Annotated in this window: 19 protein-coding genes; 8 read left to right on the plus strand and 11 right to left on the minus strand. The window is 73.2% G+C overall.

All coding sequences use genetic code 11. The features are described from left to right. Nucleotides 1–143 precede the first annotated feature (143 nt). On the minus strand, nt 144–518 hold the full coding sequence (locus IE239_RS27500) for a four-helix bundle copper-binding protein (protein ID WP_190152091.1): 375 nt from the start codon (nt 516–518) through the stop codon (nt 144–146). A 192-nt stretch (nt 519–710) separates the two neighbouring features. Here IE239_RS27500 and IE239_RS27505 point away from each other — a divergent pair, with 192 nt between their 5' ends. Beyond that, nucleotides 711–1,076: a DUF6479 family protein gene (locus IE239_RS27505; RefSeq protein ID WP_190152092.1), complete on the plus strand. Its 366-nt coding sequence runs from the start codon at nt 711–713 to the stop codon at nt 1,074–1,076. Between the two features lie 95 nt (nt 1,077–1,171). On the opposite strand, the gene IE239_RS27510 is transcribed toward IE239_RS27505, so the two are convergent. Further along, a complete protein-coding gene (locus IE239_RS27510) occupies nt 1,172–3,556 on the minus strand; it encodes an ATP-binding cassette domain-containing protein (RefSeq protein ID WP_190152093.1) in 2,385 nt (794 codons plus the stop codon). A 225-nt stretch (nt 3,557–3,781) separates the two neighbouring features. Here IE239_RS27510 and IE239_RS27515 point away from each other — a divergent pair, with 225 nt between their 5' ends. Further along, nucleotides 3,782–5,821, plus strand: a complete 2,040-nt coding sequence (locus tag IE239_RS27515; RefSeq protein ID WP_229878334.1) for a PAS domain S-box protein — start codon at nt 3,782–3,784, stop codon at nt 5,819–5,821. Here the strand turns inward: IE239_RS27515 and IE239_RS27520 are convergent. The 9 genes from IE239_RS27520 to IE239_RS27560 form a co-directional block, all read right to left on the minus strand. Next, nucleotides 5,805–6,782: an ATP-grasp domain-containing protein gene (locus IE239_RS27520; RefSeq protein WP_190152094.1), complete on the minus strand. Its 978-nt coding sequence runs from the start codon at nt 6,780–6,782 to the stop codon at nt 5,805–5,807. The two genes, IE239_RS27515 and IE239_RS27520, sit on opposite strands and share 17 nt — an antisense overlap. A 344-nt stretch (nt 6,783–7,126) precedes the next feature. Continuing rightward, nucleotides 7,127–9,511: a phosphoketolase family protein gene (locus IE239_RS27525; protein WP_190152095.1), complete on the minus strand. Its 2,385-nt coding sequence runs from the start codon at nt 9,509–9,511 to the stop codon at nt 7,127–7,129. Between the two features lie 152 nt (nt 9,512–9,663). Further along, a complete protein-coding gene (locus tag IE239_RS27530; RefSeq protein WP_190152096.1) occupies nt 9,664–10,122 on the minus strand; it encodes an RpiB/LacA/LacB family sugar-phosphate isomerase in 459 nt (152 codons plus the stop codon). 186 nt (nt 10,123–10,308) lie between these two features. Next, entirely contained in the window at nt 10,309–11,217 is a 909-nt protein-coding gene (locus IE239_RS27535; RefSeq protein ID WP_190152097.1) for an SCO6745 family protein, read from the minus strand. 162 nt (nt 11,218–11,379) lie between these two features. Further along, the gene (locus IE239_RS27540; RefSeq protein WP_190152098.1) at nt 11,380–12,165 is read right to left on the minus strand and encodes a YqjF family protein; all 786 of its coding nucleotides are present in this window, start codon (nt 12,163–12,165) and stop codon (nt 11,380–11,382) included. 174 nt (nt 12,166–12,339) lie between these two features. Further along, nucleotides 12,340–13,362 (minus strand): TolB-like translocation protein, encoded by a 1,023-nt coding sequence (locus tag IE239_RS27545; RefSeq protein ID WP_190152118.1) that lies wholly within the window; start codon nt 13,360–13,362, stop codon nt 12,340–12,342. A 14-nt stretch (nt 13,363–13,376) separates the two neighbouring features. Beyond that, nucleotides 13,377–14,654: an MFS transporter gene (locus tag IE239_RS27550; protein WP_190152099.1), complete on the minus strand. Its 1,278-nt coding sequence runs from the start codon at nt 14,652–14,654 to the stop codon at nt 13,377–13,379. Nucleotides 14,655–14,659: 5 nt separating this feature from the next. Beyond that, the gene (locus IE239_RS27555) at nt 14,660–15,550 is read right to left on the minus strand and encodes an alkaline phosphatase family protein (RefSeq protein ID WP_190152100.1); all 891 of its coding nucleotides are present in this window, start codon (nt 15,548–15,550) and stop codon (nt 14,660–14,662) included. 339 nt (nt 15,551–15,889) lie between these two features. After that, nucleotides 15,890–16,912, minus strand: coding sequence for a helix-turn-helix transcriptional regulator (locus tag IE239_RS27560; RefSeq protein ID WP_190152101.1), 1,023 nt, complete (start codon nt 16,910–16,912; stop codon nt 15,890–15,892). A gap of 247 nt (nt 16,913–17,159) precedes the next feature. Here IE239_RS27560 and IE239_RS27565 point away from each other — a divergent pair, with 247 nt between their 5' ends. From IE239_RS27565 to IE239_RS27590, 6 genes are all read left to right on the plus strand, one after another. Continuing rightward, nucleotides 17,160–18,107, plus strand: a complete 948-nt coding sequence (locus IE239_RS27565) for a carbohydrate kinase family protein (RefSeq protein WP_229878335.1) — start codon at nt 17,160–17,162, stop codon at nt 18,105–18,107. After that, entirely contained in the window at nt 18,104–19,303 is a 1,200-nt protein-coding gene (locus IE239_RS27570; RefSeq protein WP_268254534.1) for an MFS transporter, read from the plus strand. The genes IE239_RS27565 and IE239_RS27570 overlap by 4 nt, the downstream gene beginning before the upstream one ends. Beyond that, a complete protein-coding gene (locus tag IE239_RS27575) occupies nt 19,300–20,712 on the plus strand; it encodes a flavin monoamine oxidase family protein (protein WP_190152103.1) in 1,413 nt (470 codons plus the stop codon). The genes IE239_RS27570 and IE239_RS27575 overlap by 4 nt, the downstream gene beginning before the upstream one ends. Continuing rightward, a complete protein-coding gene (locus tag IE239_RS27580) occupies nt 20,709–21,128 on the plus strand; it encodes a hypothetical protein (protein ID WP_190152104.1) in 420 nt (139 codons plus the stop codon). The genes IE239_RS27575 and IE239_RS27580 overlap by 4 nt, the downstream gene beginning before the upstream one ends. A 94-nt stretch (nt 21,129–21,222) precedes the next feature. Then, a complete protein-coding gene (locus IE239_RS27585; protein WP_229878336.1) occupies nt 21,223–21,870 on the plus strand; it encodes a class II aldolase/adducin family protein in 648 nt (215 codons plus the stop codon). Nucleotides 21,871–21,944: 74 nt separating this feature from the next. Beyond that, entirely contained in the window at nt 21,945–23,036 is a 1,092-nt protein-coding gene (locus IE239_RS27590) for an aldehyde dehydrogenase family protein (protein WP_229878337.1), read from the plus strand. Nucleotides 23,037–23,150: the final 114 nt, after the last annotated feature.

The following is a 23,150-nucleotide window of genomic DNA, read 5'->3' on the forward strand; positions in this document are numbered from 1 at the left end:
CCAGAAATTGGGAATGGCAAGAGGGGGGAAGCATGAGGGGAAGCACGAAAGAGGCGGCTGCGCGAGCCGGGAACGGGGCCGCCGGACCCGAGACCCGACCGGCGCCGCTTCCCGCCTTCAGCGACCCGGCGCCGCCCGGAGACTCAGCGCAGCGTTCCGATGAAATCGGTGCAGGCCCGGGCGCAGGCCCGGCATGCGGCAGCGCTCTCCTCGGCTCCCGGCTGCCGGTCGAAGACGTGCGCGGATTCCAGGCAGACCGTCCGGCACCACTCCAGCTGCGCCCGGATGCCGGCCTCGTCCGTCGCGCTCTCCTCGGACAGCACCCGGCAGGTCGCGTCGCAGACCTCCGCGCACATGATGCCCTTGCGTCGCACCAGTTCCTGGTGCTCTCTTCCGTCCGGATCCACGAGGCTCGCGCCCAGCGCACTGGCCCGCGCACACTCGGTGCACGCCTGTGCGCAGGCGAAGCGGTCCTCCAGGAACCGGAAGAGTTCCTGTTGGGATGTCGTCGTAGTCACACAGGGCGAGTAGCCGGGGTGGTCGGCGCCAAACCCGTCGAACCCACCGAACCCGCCCGAGCCGCCGAGGGGGCCCGATCACCGAAACCGCCGAAGGAGCCCGAGCCGGGTGAGCCGGCGGGCCGGTGAACCGGGTGAACGCCCGAACCCTTTCGGGTGATTCGTAGCCTTTCGTGTGGGTATCCAGCTGGTATGACTATCGCAAGCCAGCAGCTGGCCGACGCGAGCGGCCTCCTCAGTCTCGGGCTGTTCGTTGTCGGCATGGCTCTCCTCGGCGTGCTGGGCGGCGCCTTCTGGCTGGGCGCGCGCGTCAAGGCGCGCGAGTCGGCGCGCCCCCGCCCCGAGGAACAGCCGCACCTCCCGCCGGGCGGCGCCGTGCACGAGATCCTCGAGAACCGCGAACCCGACGAGGTGCCCCGGACGGCGGAGGGCGGCCGTCCCCTCACCCCGTACGAACTGACCAACATGCAGACACGGTCGAGCAAGGACAAGAAGCGTCCACGCTGGAGCCGCGGCAGCAGCGGATCGTTCGGCGGCGGCGGTCTGGGCGCCCACTGAGTCGCGCCCCCTGCCGCTCCCGCTGAGCCGTTCCCCTTGCCGCCGCGCCCCGCCGCGCAAGGAGGACGGCTCAGGAGCCGACGTAGGGGGACGGCTCAGGCGCCGACGTAGGCGGCCAGGTGCTCGCCGGTGAGGGTCGAGCGCGCGGCGACGAGATCGGCGGGCGTGCCCTCGAAGACGATCCGGCCGCCGTCGTGGCCCGCGCCCGGGCCGAGGTCGACGATCCAGTCGGCGTGCGCCATCACCGCCGGGTGGTGCTCGACGACGATGACGGATTTGCCGGAGTCGACGAGGCGGTCCAGCAGGCCGAGCAACTGCTCGACGTCGGCGAGGTGCAGGCCGGTGGTCGGCTCGTCCAGGACGTACACGCCCCCCTTCTCCGCCATGTGGGTGGCCAGCTTGAGCCGCTGGCGCTCACCGCCGGACAGCGTGGTGAGCGGCTGGCCGAGGCTGAGGTAGCCGAGCCCGACGTCGGCCAGCCGGGTCAGGACGCGGTGCGCCGCCGGCGTGCTCGCCTCGCCCGCGCCGAAGAACTCCCGGGCCTCGGCCACCGGCATCGCGAGCACCTCGCTGATGTCGCGCCCGCCGAGGCGGTACTCCAGGACCGACGCCTGATACCTCCTGCCCTCGCACTCCTCGCAGGTGGTGGCGACGCCCGCCATCATCGCCAGGTCGGTGAAGACGACGCCGACGCCGTTGCAGGTGGGACAGGCGCCTTCCGAGTTGGCGCTGAACAGCGCCGGCTTCACCCCGTTGGCCTTCGCGAAGGCCTTGCGGATCGGGTCGAGCAGTCCGGTGTACGTGGCCGGGTTGCTGCGGCGCGAGCCGCGGATCGCTCCCTGGTCGACCGAGACCACGCCCTCGCCGGCCGGCACCGAACCGTGCACGAGCGAGCTCTTGCCCGAGCCGGCCACACCGGTGACGACGACCAGCACCCCGAGCGGGATGTCGACGTCCACGTCGCGCAGGTTGTGCGCCGACGCGCCCCGGATCTCCAGCGCGCCGGTGGGCTTGCGCACCGTCTCCTTGACGGCGGCCCGGTCGTCGAGATGGCGGCCCGTGACCGTGTCCCCGGCCCGCAGTCCCTCGACCGTGCCCTCGAAGCAGACGCTGCCGCCCGCCGTCCCGGCGCCGGGACCGAGGTCCACGACGTGGTCGGCGATCGCGATCGTCTGCGGCTTGTGCTCCACGACGAGGACCGTGTTGCCCTTGTCCCGCAGCCGCAGCAGCAGGTCGTTCATCCGGCTGATGTCGTGCGGGTGCAGACCGGTGGTGGGCTCGTCGAAGACGTAGGTGACGTCGGTGAGGGAGGAGCCGAGGTGGCGGATCATCTTGACGCGCTGTGCCTCGCCGCCCGAGAGCGTGCCCGAGGGACGGTCGAGCGAGAGATAGCCGAGGCCGATCTCCCCGAACGAGTCGAGGGAGTGCTGCAGCGCGGTGAGCAGGGGCGCCACCGACGGATCGTCGAGCCCGCGGACCCACTCGGCCAGGTCGCTGATCTGCATCGCGCATGCGTCGGCGATGCTGACGCCGTCGATCCTCGAGGACCGGGCGCCCTCGCTCAGCCGGGTGCCCTCGCACTCGGGGCAGACCGTGAACGTCGTCGCACGCTCGACGAAGGCGCGGACGTGCGGCTGCAGCGCGTCGATGTCCTTGGACAGCATGGACTTCTGGATCTTGGGGATCAGGCCCTCGTACGTCAGGTTGACGCCCTCGACCTTGATCTTGGTCGGCTCCTTGTGGAGGAGGTCGTGCAGCTCCCGCTCGGTGAACCTGCTGATCGGCTTGTCCGGGTCGAAGAAGCCGCAGCCGGTGAAGATGCGGCCGTACCAGCCGTCCACGCTGTAGCCGGGGATCGTCAGCGCGCCCTCGTTGAGGGACTTGGCGTCGTCGTAGAGCTGGGTGAGGTCGATGTCGGAGACCGTGCCGCGGCCCTCGCAGCGGGTGCACATGCCGCCGGTGCGGGAGTAAGTCGCCTTCACCGCCTTGCGGTCGCCGCGCTCCACGGTGATGGCGCCGCTCGCGCGCACCGAGGCGGTGTTGAAGGAGTAGGCGCTGGGCGGCCCGAGGTGCGGCTGGGCGAGCCGGCTGAAGAGGATGCGCAGCATCGCGTTGGCGTCGGTGGCCGTGCCCACGGTGGAGCGCGGGTCGGCGCCCAGTCTCTGCTGGTCGACGATGATCGCGGTCGTCAGCCCGTCGAGCACGTCGACCTCGGGACGCGCCAGGTTCGGCATGAAGCCCTGGACGAAGGCGCTGTAGGTCTCGTTGATCAGCCGCTGCGACTCCGCGGCGATCGTGTCGAACACCAGCGAGCTCTTGCCCGAGCCCGAGACCCCGGTGAACACCGTCAGCCGGCGCTTCGGGATCTCGATGCTGACGTCCTTGAGATTGTTCTCGCGCGCCCCGTGGACCCGGATCAGGTCGTGGCTGTCGGCGACATGCGACTCCGGCGCGGAATGCGTCCTGTGGGCCATGCTCATCGTCTCTCCATCCCTCGTGCGGACCGCCCGGTCCGTGTCGGCGTCGCCTCGCTCGTTCCGTTCGACGCCACGCTAGCCGGGGGACGGGGCACGGCGCTTCTCCAATCCTGACCAGTGCGGCGGCGTTCAGGTTCGGACAGGCCGCGGACAGTAAACGACAACGCGCGCGAGGACGGCTCGAACGCGCTGAGATGGCCTGATTCGTCGTGCAGGATGAGGTGGGACATGGCCGATGTGATGCGGGCGGAGCCGGCGCGGCGCAGAGGGGCTGGGGCGGGCGCTGCGAAGCAGAGCGTCAGGCAGGACGCCGAGAAGGACACGGAACAGGACACGGAGAAGGGCGGGCAGCGGGAAGCCGAGCAGAAACGGTGCGGCTGCCCGGCGCCCGCGTCGGACGACGAGCCCGGCGGGGCCGAGGAACGCTTCCGGGGGCTCCTGGAGGCGGCGCCGGACGCGATGGTGATCGTCGACGACAGGGGGATCATCAAGCTCGTCAACGCCCAGACGGAGGCGCTGTTCGGACACGGCCGCGAGGAACTGCTCGGCTGCCCGGTCGAGTTGCTGATCCCGCACCGCTTCCACGACCAGCACACCGCGCACCGTCGCGGGTACACGACCAACCGCCAGGTGCGTCCGATGGGCGCCGGCCTCGAGCTGCACGGGCTGCGCAAGGACGGCACCGAGTTCCCCGTCGAGATAAGCCTGAGTCCGCTGGAGACCACCGAGGGGCTGCTGGTGTCGGCTGCCGTGCGCGATGTCAGCGACCGCAAGGCCGCCGAGGCCCGCATCAACGAGCTGGCCGCGCTCGTGGAGTCCTCGCAGGACGCGATCCTCGCCAAGACCCTCGACGGGTACATCACCTACTGGAACGCGGCCGCGCAGCGCCTCTACGGCTACACGGCCGACGAGGCGATCGGCCGGCACGTCTCGCTGCTGGCCCCGCCGGAGCTGCGGGGGGAGGTCCGCGAGCTGCTCAAGCGGCTGCGGCACGCGGAGAAGGTGGAGCACTACGAGACGCTGCGGCTGACCAAGGCCGGGACGCTGCTGGACGTGGACGTCACGCTGTGGCCGACCCGGGACACCCACGGCAAGGTGGCCGGCGCCTGCGCGATCGTGCGCGACATCAGCGATCGCAAGCGGGCGGAGGCCGAACTCACGGTCCTCTACGAACAGCAGCGGCACATCGCGCTGACGCTCCAGCGCAGCCTGATGGGCACGCCGCCCGCGCTGCCCGGCCTGGCCACCGCGAGCCGCTACCGGCCCGCCACCCAGGGCGCCGGGGTGGGCGGCGACTGGTTCGACCTGATTCCGCTGGGCGCCGACCGGGTGGGCGTGCTGATAGGCGACGTCATGGGCCGCGGGCTGGAAGCGGCCGCCGTGATGGGCCAGTTGAGGTCGGCCGCGCACGCGCTGGCGAAGACCGGGATGCAGCCGCGGCAGCTGATGCGGGCGCTGGACACCTGCGTCGCCGACCTCGACGTCCCCGACCAGCTCGTCACCTGCTGCTATCTGGTGATCGCCCCCGACGCGGGCACGGTGACGGTCTGCTCGGCCGGGCATCTGCCGGTACTGGTCGCAGGGGTGGGCGAGGGCATCAGCCGGCTGGCCTGTCCGGTCAACACCCCGCTCGGGGTGGGCGACGTGGTGTACGAGCAGTCCAGTTCGGAGATACCGCCGGGAGCCACGCTGGTGCTCTACACGGACGGTCTGATAGAGACGCCGGGCAGCGACATCGAGGAACGCATCGGCGAACTCACCCTTCTGCTGGAGCAGTTGTTCGTCGGCACGCCGTGTCTGGAGGCCGCGGCGGACCATGTCCTCGCGGGTCTGCTGCCCGACGCCGACGGCCACAACGACGACGTCACCCTGCTGCTCGCGCAGTTGCCGGCCGCGCCGCTGGCCGCCGTCACGACCCACCTCCCGGCCGTCCCGGCCTCCGTGCCGCGGGGGCGTGCCTTTCTGCGCAAGGCGCTCACCCGGTGGAACTGCGCGGACAGCGTCGACGACGCCCTCCTGCTGTTGTCGGAGACCCTGACCAACGCCGTCCAGCACGCCGAGGGCCCGGTCGGCGTGCATCTGCACCGCACGGCCACCGATCTCACGGTCGAGGTCAGCGACCGCAGCCCGCATCTGCCTCAGCCGCGCACGGCGGTCGAGGACGCGGAGTCGGGCCGTGGCCTGATCCTGGTGCGGGCCCTCGCCGCCGGCTGGGGGGTGCGGCCGACGGACGAGGGCAAGACGACCTGGTTCACGCTGAAGCTGTGAGCCCCCGGCGCGGTCCGCCGCAGGCCGCCGCCAGGGCGTCGAGGTGTGCCTGCACGTAGGGCACGGCCACGGCGTGCAGTTCGCGTTCGCCGTCGACGAAGGCGGGCTGGACGTTGACCTCGAAGACGACCCCGCCGTTCTCCGCGGCGAGGTCCACACCGGCGAAGGGCAGCCCCACCGACGCGGTGGCCGCGACGGCGAGTTCGGCGAGCCGGGGCGGGAGGTCCGACGGCGCGAGGTGCACGGCGGTGGCGCCCTGGCAGGTGTTGCAGGGGGTGTCGGTCGCGGGCTGCAGGTGCTCGCGGGCGTGCACGACCCGGTCCCCCAGGACGAACACGCGGAACTGGTGGCGCAGGCCGTCGGCGGTGACGTTGCCCGCGTCGCGGGACAGGAGCCAGTCGGTGTCGCGTTCCGCGTAGTAGGCGGCGGCGCGCTCCAGCCGGGCGGACGTGTCGACGTGGAAGGTGTCGTTGCCGCCGGTGCCGACGACGGGCCTGGCCCAGGTGTCGCGGCCGAGGCGCTCGAACACGTCGGCCGCCTCCGTCGGGGAGGGCCGCGACAGCACCGCGGTCTCCATCTGGGCGATGCCGTCCCGCCGGAAGCGTTCGACGGTGAGGTTCTTCTCGGTGGCGGTCCGCCAGGCGTCGGGGCCGGCGGCGAGGGTGACCACGCCGTGGCTCTCCAGGAGCCGCTGGAAGCCGGCGAGGGCACGCCGGTGGTGCGGCGGGATCTCGTAGAGCAGGACGACGTCGGGCACGAAGTCCAGCCGCTGCTCGGGGACCTGCAGGCGTAACCGGTTTCCGTGCCGGACGCCGCGGCCGGTTCCGCCGGTCGCGAAGTGCCGGGAGTCGACCCGGACGGGCGGTGCGCCGGTGAGCAGTTCCACGGCGTCGGCGAGGTACTCACGGCAGCCTTCGGGCGAGGTGGGGTCGGCGATCAGGGCGATGCACGGTCGGGACACAGCGGCCTCCAGGGGCTCTCGACGCGCGCTCGTACCGCGGGCGGCGCACGCGCGGCCCGAGCGGTGTCACGGATGGTGCCTGTCGCGTGGGTGGTCGTCGCACCCGCCGCCCGGGGAGCCGCGCCGGTGTGCGGAGCCGTGCCGGGCCCGGTCGGCGCCGGACGGGGACGGTGACCACGAGGTGATGGGGCTCGCCCCGCCGGATCCGCGCGCGGGGCTGGCCGACCACTGTAAGCACCCCGCGGGACGCCGTGCCAGGGCGCACGACGGTCCGCCTTCTGCCCCTCGTCCTGCGCCGTCCGCCCCGGTCCGTGCGCCCTGCCGGACCGCGTCGGAGTGCCGCCTCAGCCGTCCCAGGCCCAGTCGGCGACCTCGGGCAGATCGGTGCCGTGGGCGCGGATCCAGTCGTGGTGGCGCAACCGGACGTCCTCCATCCGCTGGCGTACGGCGGCGGCGCGCACGGCGAGGCCGGGGACGCGGTCGATGACGTCCATGACGAGGCGGTAGCGGTCGAGGTCGTTGCGGACGACCATGTCGAACGGCGTGGTCGTGGTGCCGATCTCCTTGTAGCCGCGTACGTGCAGGTTCCGGTGGCCGACGCGGCGGTAGGCGAGCCGGTGGATCAGCCACGGGTAGCCGTGGTAGGCGAAGACGACCGGCCTGTCCGTCGTGAACAGGCCGTCGTACTCGAAGTCGCTCATGCCGTGCGGGTGTTCCTCGCGCGGCATGAGGCGGGCGATGTCGACGACGTTGACGACCCGCACGGCGAGCTCCGGCAGGTTGCGGCGCAGCAGCTGGGCGGCGGCGAGCACCTCCTGGGTGGGGACGTCGCCGGCGCAGGCGAGGACGACGTCGGGCTCGCGGGCTCCGTTCTCGGTGCCGGCCCACTCCCAGACGCCCGCTCCTCGGGCGCAGTGCACGCGCGCCTGGTCCATGGTCAGCCAGTCGAAGCACGGCTGCTTCCCGGCCACGATCACGTTGACGTAGTCACGGCTGCGCAGGACGTGGTCGGCCACCGACAGCAGGGTGTTGGCGTCCGGCGGCAGATAGACCCGTACGGCCGCGGGGCTCTTGTTGAGGATGTGGTCGACGAAGCCGGGGTCCTGGTGGGAGAAGCCGTTGTGGTCCTGGCGCCACACATGCGAGGTGAGCAGGTAGTTGAGCGAGGCGACCGGCGACCGCCAGCTCAGCGCCCTTGACGTCTTGAGCCACTTGACGTGCTGGTTGACCATCGAGTCGACGATGTGGACGAACGCCTCGTAGCAGGAGAACAGTCCGTGCCGGCCGGTCAGCAGGTAGCCCTCCAGCCAGCCCTGACAGGTGTGTTCGGAGAGGATCTCCATCACCCGGCCGTGCCGGTCCAGGTGTTCGTCGACCTGGAGGGTCTGCGCCTGCCAGGCCTTGCCGCTGGCCTCGTACACGGCCTGGAGCCGGTTGGAAGCGGTCTCGTCGGGCCCGACGAGACGGAAGTCGCGCCGGTCGGCGGTCGCGCGCATGACGTCCGCCAGCAACTCCCCCAGCACCCTGGTGGGTTCGTGCAGGGTGACGCCCGGCTTGTCGACGGGGACGGCGTACGCGTCCAGGTCCCGCAGGGGCAGTTCGCGCAGCAGCCGTCCGCCGTTGGCGTGCGGGGTGGCGCCGAGCCTGCGGGCGCCCTCGGGGATCGGGGCGAGGACGTCGAGGCGGGGGCGGCCCTGTCCGTCGAAGAGCTCCTCGGGCCGGTAGGAGCGCAGCCACGCCTCCAGCTGCCGCAGGTGCTCGGGATGGTCGCGGACGGCGGACAGCGGCACCTGGTGGGAGCGCCAGGTGCCCTCCACGGGCAGACCGTCGACTTGGGCGGGACCGGTCCAGCCCTTGGGGGTGCGCAGCACGATCACCGGCCAGCGGGGACGCTCGCCCGCTCCGTCCGCGCGGGCCGCGCGCTGGAGGGCCGCGATGCGGTCGAGGGCGTTGTCCATGGCCTGGGCCATCGCGCGGTGGACGGCGTTCGGCTCGTCGCCGGTGACGTGGATCGGGTCGTGGCCGTAGCCGCGCAGCAACTCGTCGAGTTCGGGTTCGGGGATCCGGGCCAGCACGGCCGGGTTGGCGATCTTGTAGCCGTTGAGGTGCAGGATCGGCAGGACCGCCCCGTCGTGGACGGGGTCGAGGAACTTGTTGGAGTGCCAGGACGCGGCCAGCGGGCCGGTCTCCGCCTCGCCGTCGCCGATCACGCAGGCGACCAGCAGGTCCGGGTTGTCGAACGCGGCGCCGTAGGCGTGGGAGAGGGAGTAGCCGAGCTCGCCGCCCTCGTGGACGGAGCCCGGCGTCTCCGGGGCGACATGGCTGGGCACGCCGCCGGGGAAGGAGAACTGCCGGAACAGCCGGGCCATGCCGGCCGCGTCCTGGGTGACGTCCGGGTAGATCTCGGTGTAGGAGCCCTCCAGCCAGGAGTTGGCGACGACCGCGGGGCCGCCGTGCCCCGGGCCCCAGATGCACAGCGCGTTCAGCTCGCGGGCGCGGATCACGCGGTTGAGGTGGGTGTACACCAGGTTCAGGCCCGGCGAGGTCCCCCAGTGCCCGAGCAGCCTCGGCTTCACGTGCTCCGGGCGCAGCGGCTCGGTGAGCAGCGGGTTGGCCATCAGGTAGATCTGGCCGACTGCCAGGTAGTTCGCGGCGCGCCAGTGGGCGTGCAGCGTCCTGAGCTCGTCGTCGGTGAGCGGGTCGGACGTCGCTCGCGGGTCGACGGACATCTCGGGGTTCCCTTCCCGGTCGGGTTCGCTCGCAGGTGTGTGCCGGTCCGTACCTGCCCACCCTGCCGCGTCCGCCGGGTACCCGACAGGGGCCGGCTACCCGTACGGAGGAGCGGAGCCGTCCGTACGGTCCCCTGCCTCACGGGGCCGCGCTAGGGCGTGCCCGCCCTGCCGGCGTCGAGGCCTTCGACGTGGGCCACGTTCTGCCGGTCCTCGGCGTCTCCCCCGGCCTCGGCGGCGAACCAGGCGTCCAGGATCTCCTTGAGCAGCGGCTCGGAGGTCAGGCGCAGGCTGAGGGCGAGGACGTTGGCGTCGTTCCAGCGGCGCGCGCCGTCGGCGGTGTAGGCGTCGGCGCACAGCGCGGCCCGGACGCCGGCCACCTTGTTCGCGGCGATCGACGCGCCCGTGCCGGTCCAGCAGCACACCACCGCCTGCTCGGAGGTGCCGTCGGCCACGTCCCGGGCCGCGGCCTCCGAGCAGACCGCCCATCGCGGGTCGTCGCCGGTGCGCAGCGCGCCGTGCGGGACGACGTCGTGCCCGCGGCCGCGCAGTTCGGCGACGAGGGCCCGGGCCACTGGCTCGTCCATGTCCGAGGAGACGGAGATCCGCATGCGAGGGAGCCTACTGAGAACGGACCCGTGCTGTCCCCCCGACCGGCGTCCGTCAGCCGGGGCAGCGGACGGCGTCCCCGTGGCGGCGGCCGAGCACGCAGGCGGTGACGACGCCGAGGACCTCCGGGGCACGGGATCGGCGCCGGCCGGGTGCACCGCGGATCCGCGCCCCGCGGCGCACCCTCCTCACCCGGGAGAGCCGCGGGTTCCGCTCGTGTCGCCCGGGGGGTCCCACGTTCCGCTCGTGAGTCCGACCGGGTTGGCGTCCGGCACGATCCCGGAGTCCAGGACGGTGCGGGCGAGAGGTTCGAGCAGATGGGCAAGGCGGGCGGTGGCGGCGGGGCCCAGGGTCGTCCACGGCACCGCCGCGGCGGCGTCCGTGTCGGCTTCGATCTGCTCGTGGGCGGCCGCCCCGGCCGGGGTGAGACGCCCCTCCCCGTCGAGCCAGCCGCGCCCGTTCAACTCCGCCTGCGCCGCTCGCCACGGCCCGGCGTCCCACTGGCGGGTGCGTCTCTGGAACTCGGCGTCGGTCTCCCCCGCCGCACTCTTGAGCGCCATGGCCGCGACCGGCCCCAGACGTCGGCCGACCAGCACCGCGACATGGCCGTCGCCGCGGTGCTCGCGCAGGGTGGTCACGGCCTGCCAGAGCCTGACGTGGGGCTGCGCGGGACGGGGCAGGGCCTGGTTGGCGGCGCTCAGCACGCGCCCCGCGGTGTCCGCGGCCTGCGCAGCCCGCCAGGCGAGATCGGCGGCCTCGGCCAGTTCCGCGGAGGCGACGACGTCCGAGCCGTACAGGCTGGTCATCGCGGCGTCCACGGCCCGCTCGCGCGCCAGGAGCACCTGCCGGGGGGAGGCGACCTCCCAGGCGTCCGGCAGCGCACGCGCCACCCGGTCGGGGTGGAAGACGTGGAAGCAGCCGGTGACGACGGCGGCGGGGGCGGGCCCGAGGGGCGCCGCACGCAGGGCGAAGTATCCCATCCAGTATCCGCGCATCCCGAGGCCGTCGGCCGCCTCGCGTACCTCGGGGGCGAAGTAGACGAGTTGATGGACCGGCTCGAACCTCTCCCACATCGCCCGTGCGACCGTGCCGCTCATTTCCTGGTCCTCCCGGTTCGTCGTCCTCGGCGGCGTCGAGCGCCGTAGGACAGCATTCGTCCTGACGCGGTCGTCACGACCCTGTGGTCGGACGGGCCGTCCGTGCGGCGGGGGCGGGCCGGGCGGGGCCGGGAGCGGTGGCCGCGTTCGTCCGGGGCAGGGTCACGGCGTCGGGATGCCCGCCGGGCCGGCCGGGCGGGCGGGGCGGTCGAAGCGGACCGGGACGCCCGGCGAGTACAGGACGCTCACCGGGTCCCGCGTCGGCGCCGGCAGGCCCGCCGCCGCGATCAGATCCTCCTCGCACTCCACCAGTTCGGCCCGGTGCAGCGGCCAGCGCGGATGGGCGTTGGGCAGGTACATCGACCGGCCGAAGAAGGCGCTGTGCAGGCCCCAGCGCGCCGTCAGGAAGTGCTCCAGGACGGTGGGTTCCCCGATCGGATCGCCCACGCGGACGGTGATCCGGCTGCGGGCGCCGCGCGGAGCGGGCCACCGGCGGCGGCTCGTGTAGGAGACGGTCTCGCCGTCGACGTCGATCGACATGCGCGACCACGCGTACGGCAGCCGGAAGCCGGCCCGCGCCACGGCCACCGGCACCAGACGGGAGGCGTCCAGCGAGCGGAAGACCACGCCCCGGCGCCCGTGCGCGTCCACCGAGTACAGGCGGACGTTCGTCTCGGGGAAGGAGCCGAGATAGGGCACGCCCGGCAGGCGGAACCAGCCCACGCGGTGCATCCGGAACGCCACCAGGCCGACATAGGTGACGCCGTCGAGAGTGTCCGGGACGGTGCCGGGCGGGAGCAGTCCGGCCACGTCCGCCGGGTCGGCGGCCCAGTGCAGGAAGGTCAGGTCCAGCCAGGACTGGGTGAGCAGCGGGCGCGCTATCGCGGCCGGGGCGTCGGGCGTGACGGGGTGGGGGACCGGGGCCGGTGGCTGCGGTGTGTGCGGCACCGCTCCAGTATCACAGAGGGCCCTCCCGGGCGGTGGGCCGCTGTGGCCGAGGACACATGCCGTTCCGGTGGGGGTCGCGGGCGGATCGGGCGGGCCTGCCGCGGGTGGATCGGCGGGCTTGCCGCGGCCGGTGAGCGCGCCGCGCGGCCGGTCGGGCACGCCTCGGCCCGGCCGTCACCCCAGGTAGGCGGGGGCGACGGCGGAGGCCATCAGCGGGCGGGGTGCGCCGGTTCCGGCGGCGGGCACGCTCCACAGGTCCGAGCCGTAATCGCCGGGGAGGGCGTAGACGAGGGTGGAGCCGTCGGCCCACAGGGCCTGGTCGTCGACGCTGCGCCGCTCCGCGGTGGCGGTCTCCTTCCCCGTGCGCAGATCCAGGACGTACAGGCGCCAGGGCGCGTCGGGCGAGGCCCCCTCGACGCGCTTCTTGTAGGCGACACGACGGCCGTCCGGTGAGAGGGAGGGGCATTCCACGTTGCGGTGCACGGTGGTCAGGGTGCGCGTGGTGAGGTCCCCCCGGACGAGGTAGGTCCGGCCGCCCGTGGCCAGCGTGGCGTAGAAGCGGGTGTCGTCGGCGAAGGTGACGCCCCAGACGTTGATGTCGGCGGCCTGGTAGGGACGGCCGTCCTTGACGACGTGGAAGGTCTCCAGGTTGTCCTCGACCGCCCAGGTACGGGTGTCGACGACGGCGGTGCGGGTGGAGAAGTCCGTCCCGGCGTAGGAGTCCCCGCTGACGAAGACCGTCCAGGCCACCAGGTGCCCGGAGGGCGAGACCCGGGCGCGGGTGGGGATGCCGGACGCCGCGAAGCGGTGCCGTTCCCGCAGGTGCGCGTCGAGCACCACCGCCCGGTAGCTGTCCTGCAGCGCGCCGTGCACGGCCTGGAGGCAGATGCCGGTGCCGGCCGCCGCGTGGAAGCGCAGGCAGGTGACGCCCGACGCGGTGCGCGGGCCCTGCGGACGGTCGGCGGGCACCGTGGCGATCTCGTCGCGGTGCGGGCCCCAGGCCAGGTTGCGCACCAGCAGCCGGCGGCCGCCCGACGGCAGCAGCGAGACGGTCCCGGTCCGCACGGCCGGACCGTCCGCCTGCTGCTGGTCACGCAGCCCGGACCGGTGGGCGGCGTGCAGCACGGTCCCGGCGCCGACGGTCCCCAGCAGCAGGACGGCGGCCAGCAGGATCACGAGGCGGGTCGTCCTGGTCATGCCGGTCGTGCCGCTCATACGGGCGCCTCCTCGGGGCCGCGCAGCACGAACGCGGCGGCCACGGCGCTGACGGCCAGCGCGGCCGCGGTGAGGGCCAGCGCCGTGCGCGGACCCCACAGGTTCCAGGCAGCGCCGAAGGACAGCGAGCAGACGAACCGTGCCAACGCCTGTCCGGTGCCGACGAGCGCCTGTCCGGCGCCCTGGTGCTGCGCGGGGACCGCCCCGGCGGTGGCGGCCGCGAGGACGCCGTCCGTGGCCGCGTAGAAGGCCCCGTGCAGTACGAGGACGGCGATCACGGCCGGGACGCCGTGCCACGGGCTCAGGACGAGGCCGTAACCGGCGAGCAGCACGCCGTGCCCGGCCAGGAAGAGCCGCCGGCGGCTGACCCGGTCGGCGAGGACGCCGAGGGGAACGGCCAGCGTGAGGAAGACGGCGGCGGTGCCCAGCGGCAGCAGCGGGAACAGGTGGGCGGGCAGGTCCCCGTCGCGCTGCAGCAGCAGGTACAGGAAGGAGTCGCTGACGGTGGTCAGTCCGAGCAGGCCGGCGCACGCGGTGAGCCGGCGCAGTCGGGGACGGCGCAGCAGCCCGAGGGCGTCGCGCACTGTCGGCCGCTCCGGCCCGGGCGGCCGGGCAGCCGTGGCGGAGGTGACGGAGGTGACGTGCCGGGGCACGAAGAGCACCAGCACCACGACGCCGAGCGCGGCGACGCAGCCGCTGACCGCGAAGACGGCGTCGTAGCCGTCGACGGTGGCCCGCAGCACGGCGAAGGCGGCGAGCGGGCCGAGCAGCGCGCCGGTGGTGTCCATGGCACGGTGCACCCCGAACGCCCGCCCCCGCTGTCCGGGCGCGGTGGCCAGCGAGATCATCGCGTCCCGGGGCGCCGTGCGCAGCCCCTTGCCGGTGCGGTCGGCGGCGAGCACGGCGCTGATCGCCGGGAGGCTGTGCGCGAGCAGCAGCAGGGGCTTGCACACCGCCGACAGACCGTAGCCGAGGCCCGCCACGGCCTTGTGACGGCGTCCTCCCCGGTCGGCGAGGTGACCGCCGGCCAGCCGCACCAGCGCGCCGACGCCGTTGTTGATGCCGTCGAGGAGCCCGAAGCCGAGCGGCGACAGGCCGAGGCCCGTGATCACGTACAGCGGCAGGACGGCGGTGACCATCTCGGAGGAGACGTCCGTGACGAGGCTGACCGCTCCCAGGGCCAGCACGGTGGCGGGCACCGCGGCCGGCCGTCGGCCCGGACCGGGGTCCGGGGCGACGGCGGCCGCGGCGCCGCGGGAGTCCGCGAGGTACACCGGCGTCAGTTCCAGATGCCGTCGATGTCGGAGGCCGAGGCGGCGTTGCCCGCGTGCGTGCTCAGCCCTGCGAGGTCCTCCAGCGTGCGCAGCACGTTGTAATGGTTGTAGGTGGTGGAGCTGGAGCTGCCGGGCGTGACGTGCTCACCGTAGAAGAGGGTGGGGATGCGGTTGCCGGAGAGCCTGTTGTCCTCGTCGAAGGTGACGGCGAGGATGCTGTTGTGGGTCCTGGCCCAGGTCGCGTACGCGCCCAGGTTGTTCTTGAGCCAGGTGTCGCCCTTGGAGACCGAGCAGTCGTGCATGTCGTTGCACATGTTCGGCACGACGAAGGACACCTTCGGCAGGGTCGTGTAGTCGGCCGGGAACTGCGCGAACGTCTTGGCGGTGCTCGTGGGCACGTTGGAGAAGCCGAACCACGGGTTGTGCTTCTGCGCGTAGTCGCCGCTGCTGCACGTCGTCGAACCCTGGCTGGGCAGCGACTCGTTGTAGCTCGCCCACGTCTGGCCGGCGGCGATCAGCTCCGAGGCCAGGTTCGGCTTGGAGAGGGAGCCGACGGAGACGCAACTGTCGTCGGTGCGGCCCTGGTTGGAGCCCGAGAACAGCATGTAGTAGTTCGGCTCGCTGGGGTGGGTGAGGCCGTGCGACTGGGTGAGGTCGGCCCCGCCCGCCTTGAGGGTGTTGTTGATGTAGGGGGCGCTGGAGCTGCCGATCACCTGGCCGTAGGCGTGGTTCTCCATCACCACGACCACGACGTGGTCGGGGGCGGGGAGCGTGGCGGCCTGCGCGGTGGAGGCGGTGGCGGCCCACACCCCGACCGACGTGGCGGTGAGGGCGACGGCGCCTGCGATAGCGGCGAGGGGGTGTCTGGTGCGCTTGGAAGCCTTGACGGCGGCCATGACTGTCCTCCGGACAGAAGCGACGACGGTGGGGGGCGGCGGCGCCGTCACCCTACGGGTCCGGAGCCCGCTCCGTGTGAAAAGCAGACGAACGGCAGACCTCGCCGGGCAAAGGTCCCGCCAAGCACGAGCAATGCACGGCAAAACTCCTCGCGCACCCCGGCGGCGTCGGCGAAGACACCGGCCTTCCGTATCCCGACTCCCAGCGTGGACAGGGCAGTCGGCCGTCCGCCACCCGGGCCGGCGTCCCCCGCGGACGCCGGTCGGGCCGGGGCCTCGTCCCTGATCGCCTGCGGCCGGGACGGTCGCACACCGACCGTCTGGTCCACGGCCTTCGCTTCACGGCGGCCGCATGCTCTGCCGCGCCCGGGTGGGCGTGGTGTCGGTCCACCGTTTGTAGGCGCGGCGGAACTCGCGCGGGTCGCTGTAGCCGAGTTCGGCCGCGATGGCGGTGATCGGCCTGCGTGTCCGCATCAGCAGGACGTCGGCCTGCTGCCGCCGTACCCGGTCCTGGATCGTGCCGAAGCTGTACCCGGCTCTGGCGAGGTGACGATGGAGGGTGCGGGGGCTCATGCCGAGCGCGTCGGCGACCTGCGTCGCCGTTCTTCGGGAGCGGAGGTCCTGGCGAAGTGCGCCTTCGACGGCCGCGACGAGGTCGTCGACCGGCTCGGACTCCAGGATCGCGCGCGTGGCGTGCAGAGCGGCCTCGAACTGTGTGGCGTTCGCCGTGGGAACGCGCCGCTCTTCGAGGGCCCCGGGCAGCGTGAGGGTCGTGCGTTCGCAGTCGAAGGCGACCGGACAGCGCCACAGCCGGGCGTACGCCGCGGCCCACGGTGGCGGCGGGTAGGACAGTTCCGCGGCCAGAGGGCCGGACGAGGGGCCGAACATGAGCCGGGTGAGGGCCACGATCCCGGCGAAGGCCTCCTCGCTGAGGAAGACCAGCAGGTCCGGCTCGCGGGTGCGGGGCAGGAGTTCGACCACGTTCGCCTGCTCCGTGCGGGACACGACGTAGTCCAGCATCGTGCCCGCCCCTTGGTGGAACCGGGTCGCGACCCTGCGGGCTTCGGCGCCCGTCGGGGCTGACCGCACGGCGGTGCCGAGCGTTCCCCAGGTGAGGAGCGGGTCGCGGCTTCCGATCATGAGGCCGATCGGTCCGGCGGGCAGTTCCTTCAGCGCACGGCGGATCACGGTGATCGCCTGCCGGTAGGAGACCAGGGTCCGGGGCTGCTCGAGCCTGGCCCGGTCCAGGCCCGTGCCCGCGAACCACCCGGCCGTCTCGATCCGGTGCTGGTCGGCGAGTTCGAGCAGCCCGGTCAGGATCACCGGAGGAATCGTGGCCCGGGCCAGCTGCGCTTTGTCCACGGTCCGCCTCCTGGCCTGCTCGGCCTGCTGCCGCAGCGCTTCCCCTCCCCGGGGCGAGGAGGGTGCGCGTTCGCGCCATGACGGGGGGCAATGTTGCCACAAGCGTCACGCGGCGCCCCCGTCCGGGGCCGCGCGTTCCTACCGTCACTCAACTGTTCGTGGTCGCGGCCGGACAGGCAACCGCCGCGCAGCGATGGACGTCGCGCCACGGGCCGGGAGCCGGAGCAAGGCGGAGGAGGAACACGCGATGGGCGACGTGATGAAGCTGGGATGTGCGGGCGTGCACGTGCTCGACCACCTGGTGACCGGGATCGAATCGATCCCCGAGCACAACGACGGTCAGGTGGTCGAGACCATCTGCGCCACCGCCGCCGGCACCGCCGGCGGGACGGCGCTGGTGGCGGCGCGGCTGGGAGCCGGTGTCCGCAGCATCGGAGCGATCGGGGACGACGTCTTCGCGGACACTCTGCTGACGCTCCTGGCCCGCGAAGGCGTGGACGTCTCCGGCCTGGTGCGCAAGGCGGGCCACCGGACGTCGGCCTCCGTGCTGCCCGTCCGCCCCAACGGCGACCGACCGGCCTGGCACTGCATCGGGGCGAACGCGGCGTTCGGCCTCGCCGACGTCTCCGGCGAACTGCTGCGCGACCTGACGCATCTGCACCTCGGCGGTCCGGAGTTCCTGGGCGGCGACGCCGCCGCCTCGCTGCTGGCCCGGGCACGCTCGAGCGGTGCGACGAACTCGGTCGACGTCCTGGCCCCCGGCGACCCGGGAATGCTGGAGTGGATCGCGGCCGCGCTCCCCCACACCGACTACCTGCTGCCCAACCACGAACAGGTGCTGGGCTTCACCGGCGCCGACGACGTGGTCACCGGCGCCCGCGCGCTCGTGGGCGCCGGCGCCGGGTGCGTGGCGGTGACCCGCGGCGCCCGTGGCGCGGTGGTGGTGACCGCTGACGAGGTGGTGGAGGTTCCGGCCTACGCGGTGAAGGTCGTCGACACCACCGGGTGCGGCGACGCGTTCAGTGCGGGCTTCCTGCGCGCCCGGTCGCTCGGGCTCGGGCTGCGGGAGGCGGCCGAGCTCGGCTGCGCGACGTCGGCGCAGGTCATCGGCGGCCTCGGGACCGACGCCGGCGCCTACACCCTCGACGACGTCCGCGCGTTCGCCGCGACCGCCGACCGCCTGGGCATGCGGTGACCCGCCGTGGGAGACCGGTCGCGACGGCCTTGCCGGTCTACGCGGGATACGCCGCTCAGGGCATCGGCTACGCCGCGGTGGTCACCGCGCTTCCCGCGGCCAGGGACCGCATGGACTTCAGCGACACCGCCCTCTCCGCGATTCTGCTCGGGGTCTGCGTCGCCGCGGTGTGCGGGTCGGGGCTGGCGGACGCCGTCGCGGTGCGCCGCGGGAGCCGCAGCGCGCTGTGCCTCGGGTTCCTGCTGCAGTCCGCCGCCCTGGCCGGGATGAGCCTGGCCCCCGACCGAGTGGTCTACCTGGGGTCGGTCGCCCTCTACGGACTGGGCCTGGGAACGGTCGACGCGGGCAACAACATGCAGGGCGTCGCTCTCCAGAACCGCGCCGGAGTGCCCATGATGGGCCGCCTGTACTCGGCCTTCACGGCCGGCGGCATCATCGGGGCACTCCTCAGCGCGGCTCTGGCCGGCGTGGGTCTCTCCGCGCTGAACCTGCTCGGCGGCGTCGCTCTGCTGCAGTTCACCGTGGCACTCACCGGCCGGATCCGGCTCGTGGGGCAGCAGCCGGCCCGCTCGGCGGGGGCCGGCCCGCCCGCCCGAGCGCGCGTCCCGCTCCCGCGAGCGGCGATCTGGGCTGTCGGGTCGCTCGTCCTCGTCGCCTACGTGCTGGACGCGGCGGTCTCCACCTGGAGCACCGTCTATCTCTCCGACGGGTTGAAGACCTCCGACGCCGTCGCTCCGGTCGGCTACGCGGCCTACCTGGCGATGGTGCTGCTCACCCGGCTCGTGACCGACCCGGCCGTGGTGCGGTGGGGCCGGCGTGGCGTCGGTGTGTGCGCTCTCGTCCTCGGAACGATCGGGTGCGCCCTCGTCGTCGCCGCCCCGGGCGCCGCGGCGGCGGTGGCCGGATTCGCGGTCGCGGGGATCGCCACCGGCGTCCTGGTGCCGATCGCCTTCGCGGCCGCGGGTCAGCTGCTGCCCGCCCGCAGCGACGAGGTCATCTCCCGCGTCAACGTCTTCAACTATGCCGGCGCCGTCACCGGAGCCGTCGTCCCGGGCCTGCTCGGCGCAGGCGCCGCCCTGCGGCTCGGGTTCGTCGCGCCCGCGCTCGGGCTCCTGCTCGTGCTGCCCCTCGCGCGCCGGCTTCCGGCCCGTGCCTCCGCTTCCCCCACACCTCTTCTCGAAGGAGAACCAGCGTGACCGACAGCGTCGACGTCGATGTCGTGGTGGTGGGGGCCGGGCTCTCCGGCCTCGCCGCCGCCCGCGGCCTGCAGCGGCACGGGCTGAGCGTGAAGGTGTTCGAGGCGCTCGACAGGGTCGGAGGCCGGGTCGGCTCCGCCACCGTCGCCGAGGCGCACGTGGACCTCGGAGGCACCTTCGTCGGCCCCGACCACGACCGGATCAACGCCCTCGCCGACGAGGTCGGCGTGGGCCGCTGCCTCACGCACGAGGCCGGGGACAACCTGCTGCTGTGGCGCAAGGACCGCAAGCGGTACCGCGGGGCCCTCCTCCCGATCGGCGCGACCTCCCTGCTGGACCTCGCCCGCATCCGTTCCTCCCTGGAGCGGATGAGCCGCAGGATCCCCGTCGGGCGGCCGTGGAGCGCCCCCGACGCGGCAGGCCTCGACGCCCAGACGCTCGGCACGTGGCTCACCGCCAGGCACGCCGGCCAGGCCGCAAAGGACCTGCTGGCGGTGGTGTGCAAGACCTCATGGGGCTGTGAGCCCTCGGAGATCTCGCTGCTGCACGTGCTGCACTACATCGCCCAGGCCGGCGGGCTCGACCCGATGCTCGACACCCGCGGCGGCGCGCAGGAGCAGCACTTCGTCGAAGGCGCGCACGAGGTGGCCGTCCGTGTCGCCCGCGCACTGGGTCCGGACACCGTCCGCCTCGGGTCGCCGGTCCTGCGGATCGACCGGAGCGACGACGCCGTGACCGTGCACACCGACGACGGCCTGACGACGGCACGCCGCGTCGTCGTCGCGGTTCCGCCGGCCATGCGACACCGGATCCGGTTCGTCCCCGCCCTCCCCGCCGCGCACCGGCACCTCGCACAGCGCTGGTCGCCGGGCGTCCTGTCCAAGATCTACGCCGTCTACGACACGCCGTTCTGGCGTGAACAGGGCCTCAGCGGCATGACGATCTCCGACGAAGGCCCCGTCTTCATCACCTTCGACGCCGGCTCTCCCGACACCTCCCGCGGCGTCCTCCTCGGCTTCATCGGAGGCGACTACGCACGCGAGTGGGACGCGGTGGACGCCGCCGAGCGGCGCGTGCGCGCGCTCTCGGCGCTCGCGGACCTCTTCGGTGAACGCGCTCTGACACCCCGTGGCTACATCGATCAGCGGTGGGGCGAGGAGGACTGGCTCGGCGGCGGGCCCACGGCGGCGCCGGGCCCCGGAGCGGTCGCCTCCCTGCACGCCCGGCTGACAGAACCGGTCGGCCCCGTCCACTGGGCCGGCACCGAGACCGCGCGGCGCTGGGCCGGATTCATGGACGGCGCGGTCGCGGCAGGCGAACGCGCCGCCCGCGAGATCGCCGTCGAGCTCACCGCCACGCCCGAGGAGAAGGCACGCCGATGCACGCCCGAGGAGAAGGCACGCCGATGACCTGGAGCCGCCGCCACAGCCAGCTGACCACCGCCACCGCCCCGCGGCTGTGGGAGCGCTGGACGAACGCCGCCTACTGGCAGCTCGACGACCCCGGCGTCGCGTGGGCCCAGATCGACGGCCCTCTCACTGCCGGAACCACCGGAGTCGTCAAGGAGCACGGAACCCCGGTCCAGAGGATCGAGTTCACCCGCGTCGAACATGAACGCGCCATGGACTTCGTCATCCGGCTGCCGCTGGCCACCCTGACCGTCACCCACGACATGGAGCCCGCCGGGGAGGGCCTGCGCGCGACCCACGGCGTCGTTCTCGACGGCCCCCTGCACCGCCTGTACGCCGCGGTGCTCGGCGGGAGACTCGCACGCCGGCTCCCCCTCGTGGTCCGCAACGTGACGGCCGGCGCCCTGAAGCGCTGAGCCGCCCGACCGGGCCCGACAGCCACCACGCGCTGCGACGGCACGGAGCAACAGCAGGAAACAACGACACAAGAACGGACGCGGTGACGACGCAGTGGACGACACGAACGAACAGAAGACCCGGACAGCCCTGGTCGAGGCGGGCCGGCACCTGCACGACACCGGGCTCGTCACCGGCACGTCGGGAAACCTCAGCGTCCGCATCGGCGACCAGGTGCTCGTGACGCCGTCCGGAGTGAACTACCGGACGCTGGAACCCGCCGATATCGCCCGCGTCGCACTCGACGGCGAAACCCTCGACGCGGGCGCGACCTCACCGTCCTCGGAAACCCCCCTCCACCTGGGGATCTACCGCACGACCGACGCCCGGGCCATCGTGCACACGCATGCGCCGTGGGCCACCGCCCTCGGGCTGGTGCGCGACGAGCTGCCCAGCGTCCACTACGCCGTCCTCCAGCTCGGAGGCCCGGTCCGAGTGGCGCCCTACGCGACCTTCGGCAGCCAGGAACTCGCCGACCACGTGCGCCGCGCCATGCTCGACCGGAAGGCCGCGTTGATGCGCAACCACGGCGCGGTCACCAGTGGCGCCACCCTGGCCGAGGCGGTCCACAACGCCGAATCGCTCGAATGGCTCGCCCGCCTGTACCTGCGGGCAGCCCGGCTCGCAGAGCCGGCGACGCTGACGGGCGAGCAGCTCGAGGATGTACGGCGCCGTGCCACGGCCAGCGGATACCAGCCCTGAACCCCACCCCTCCGGGCGGCCGCGCCACCACGCCCGCGCGCGGCCGCGAAGGACCGGCATGCCCCGCCCGGGCCGTGCCACGACGAAAGCGAAAGGGATGTCATGAGTCCTGCAGGCCGGCCGCGGGTCGGCACGGAGCCACCGCCGCCACGTTCGACTCGCTCGACCCCGCCACCGACGAGGTCGTCGGCACCCATCCGGTGCACACGCAGGAGGAGGTACGCGCGGCCGTCGAGCGGGCCCGCACCGAGGCAGTCTGGTGGGCCGGCCTGGGCTTCGGGGTGCGCAAGCGGCACCTGACGGCGTGGAAAGGCCTGATGGTCCGGCGACTGCCTGAACTCGTCGAGACGGTGCACCGTGAGACCGGCAAACCGGTCGGCGACGCCATGCTCGAGGCGGGGCTCGCGATCGGACACATCGGGTGGGCCGCCGGACACGCGAGGAGAGTGCTCGGCCGGCGCAAGGTGTCCCCGGGCCTGCTGATGATGCATCAGTCCGCCTCGGTGGCCTACGCACCGCTGGGGGTGGTCGGCGTGATCGGGCCGTGGAACTACCCGGTCTTCACACCGCTGGGGTCGATCGCCTACGCGCTGGCAGCGGGCAATGCCGTGGTCTTCAAGCCCAGCGAGCACACCCCGGGAGTGGGCGTGTGGCTCGCCGAGCGATTCGAGGAGGCCGTGGGCCGTCCGGTCCTCCAGGCCGTCACCGGCCTCGGCGCCACCGGGGCCGCGCTGTGCCGCGCCGGGGCCGACAAGATCGCCTTCACCGGCTCGGCGGCCACCGGCAAGAAGGTGATGGCCGCATGCGCCGAGACGCTCACACCGGTGGTCGTCGAGGCCGGGGGCAAGGACGCCATGATCGTCGACGCCGACGCCGACATCGCCGCCGCGGCCGACGCGGCTCTCTGGGGCGCGTGCAGCAACGCCGGGCAGACGTGCGTCGGCGTCGAGCGGGTCTACGTCCATGAACAGGTGTACGACGAGTTCGTCGACGCGCTCACCGCCAAGGCCGCGGGCCTGTACGCGGGCGCCGGCGGCGACGCCCGGCTCGGACCGATCACGATGCCGAGCCAGCTGCACGTCATCCGCCGGCACGTGAGGGACGCCCTCGACCGGGGCGGCCGCGCGGTCGTCGGCGGCCTCGATTCCGTGGGCGAGCGCTATTAGAGCTTGGTCAGCTTCAGTCGTGGGTGGCGTGTCTGTTGGTGTGCGGGTGTCGTTGGGATGGTGTGACACCTGAGGAGATGGCCGGGGTCCGGGAGGACCTGGAGGCGTTCGCGG

It is taken from the genome of Streptomyces humidus, assembly GCF_014649655.1.
GTDB lineage: Bacteria > Actinomycetota > Actinomycetes > Streptomycetales > Streptomycetaceae > Streptomyces > Streptomyces humidus.

What these genes read in the sequence shown, in the direction of transcription:
- IE239_RS27565 (WP_229878335.1), top strand. Translation starts at nt 17,160, where the DNA reads ATGGGCGACGTGATGAAGCTGGGATGTGCGGGCGTGCACGTGCTCGAC.
- IE239_RS27525 (WP_190152095.1), bottom strand. Translation starts at nt 9,511, where the DNA reads ATGTCCGTCGACCCGCGAGCGACGTCCGACCCGCTCACCGACGACGAG.
- IE239_RS27510 (WP_190152093.1), bottom strand. Translation starts at nt 3,556, where the DNA reads ATGAGCATGGCCCACAGGACGCATTCCGCGCCGGAGTCGCATGTCGCC.
- IE239_RS27515 (WP_229878334.1), top strand. Translation starts at nt 3,782, where the DNA reads ATGGCCGATGTGATGCGGGCGGAGCCGGCGCGGCGCAGAGGGGCTGGG.
- IE239_RS27580 (WP_190152104.1), top strand. Translation starts at nt 20,709, where the DNA reads ATGACCTGGAGCCGCCGCCACAGCCAGCTGACCACCGCCACCGCCCCG.
- IE239_RS27545 (WP_190152118.1), bottom strand. Translation starts at nt 13,362, where the DNA reads ATGACCAGGACGACCCGCCTCGTGATCCTGCTGGCCGCCGTCCTGCTG.
- IE239_RS27535 (WP_190152097.1), bottom strand. Translation starts at nt 11,217, where the DNA reads ATGAGCGGCACGGTCGCACGGGCGATGTGGGAGAGGTTCGAGCCGGTC.
- IE239_RS27530 (WP_190152096.1), bottom strand. Translation starts at nt 10,122, where the DNA reads ATGCGGATCTCCGTCTCCTCGGACATGGACGAGCCAGTGGCCCGGGCC.
- IE239_RS27505 (WP_190152092.1), top strand. Translation starts at nt 711, where the DNA reads ATGACTATCGCAAGCCAGCAGCTGGCCGACGCGAGCGGCCTCCTCAGT.
- IE239_RS27555 (WP_190152100.1), bottom strand. Translation starts at nt 15,550, where the DNA reads ATGGCCGCCGTCAAGGCTTCCAAGCGCACCAGACACCCCCTCGCCGCT.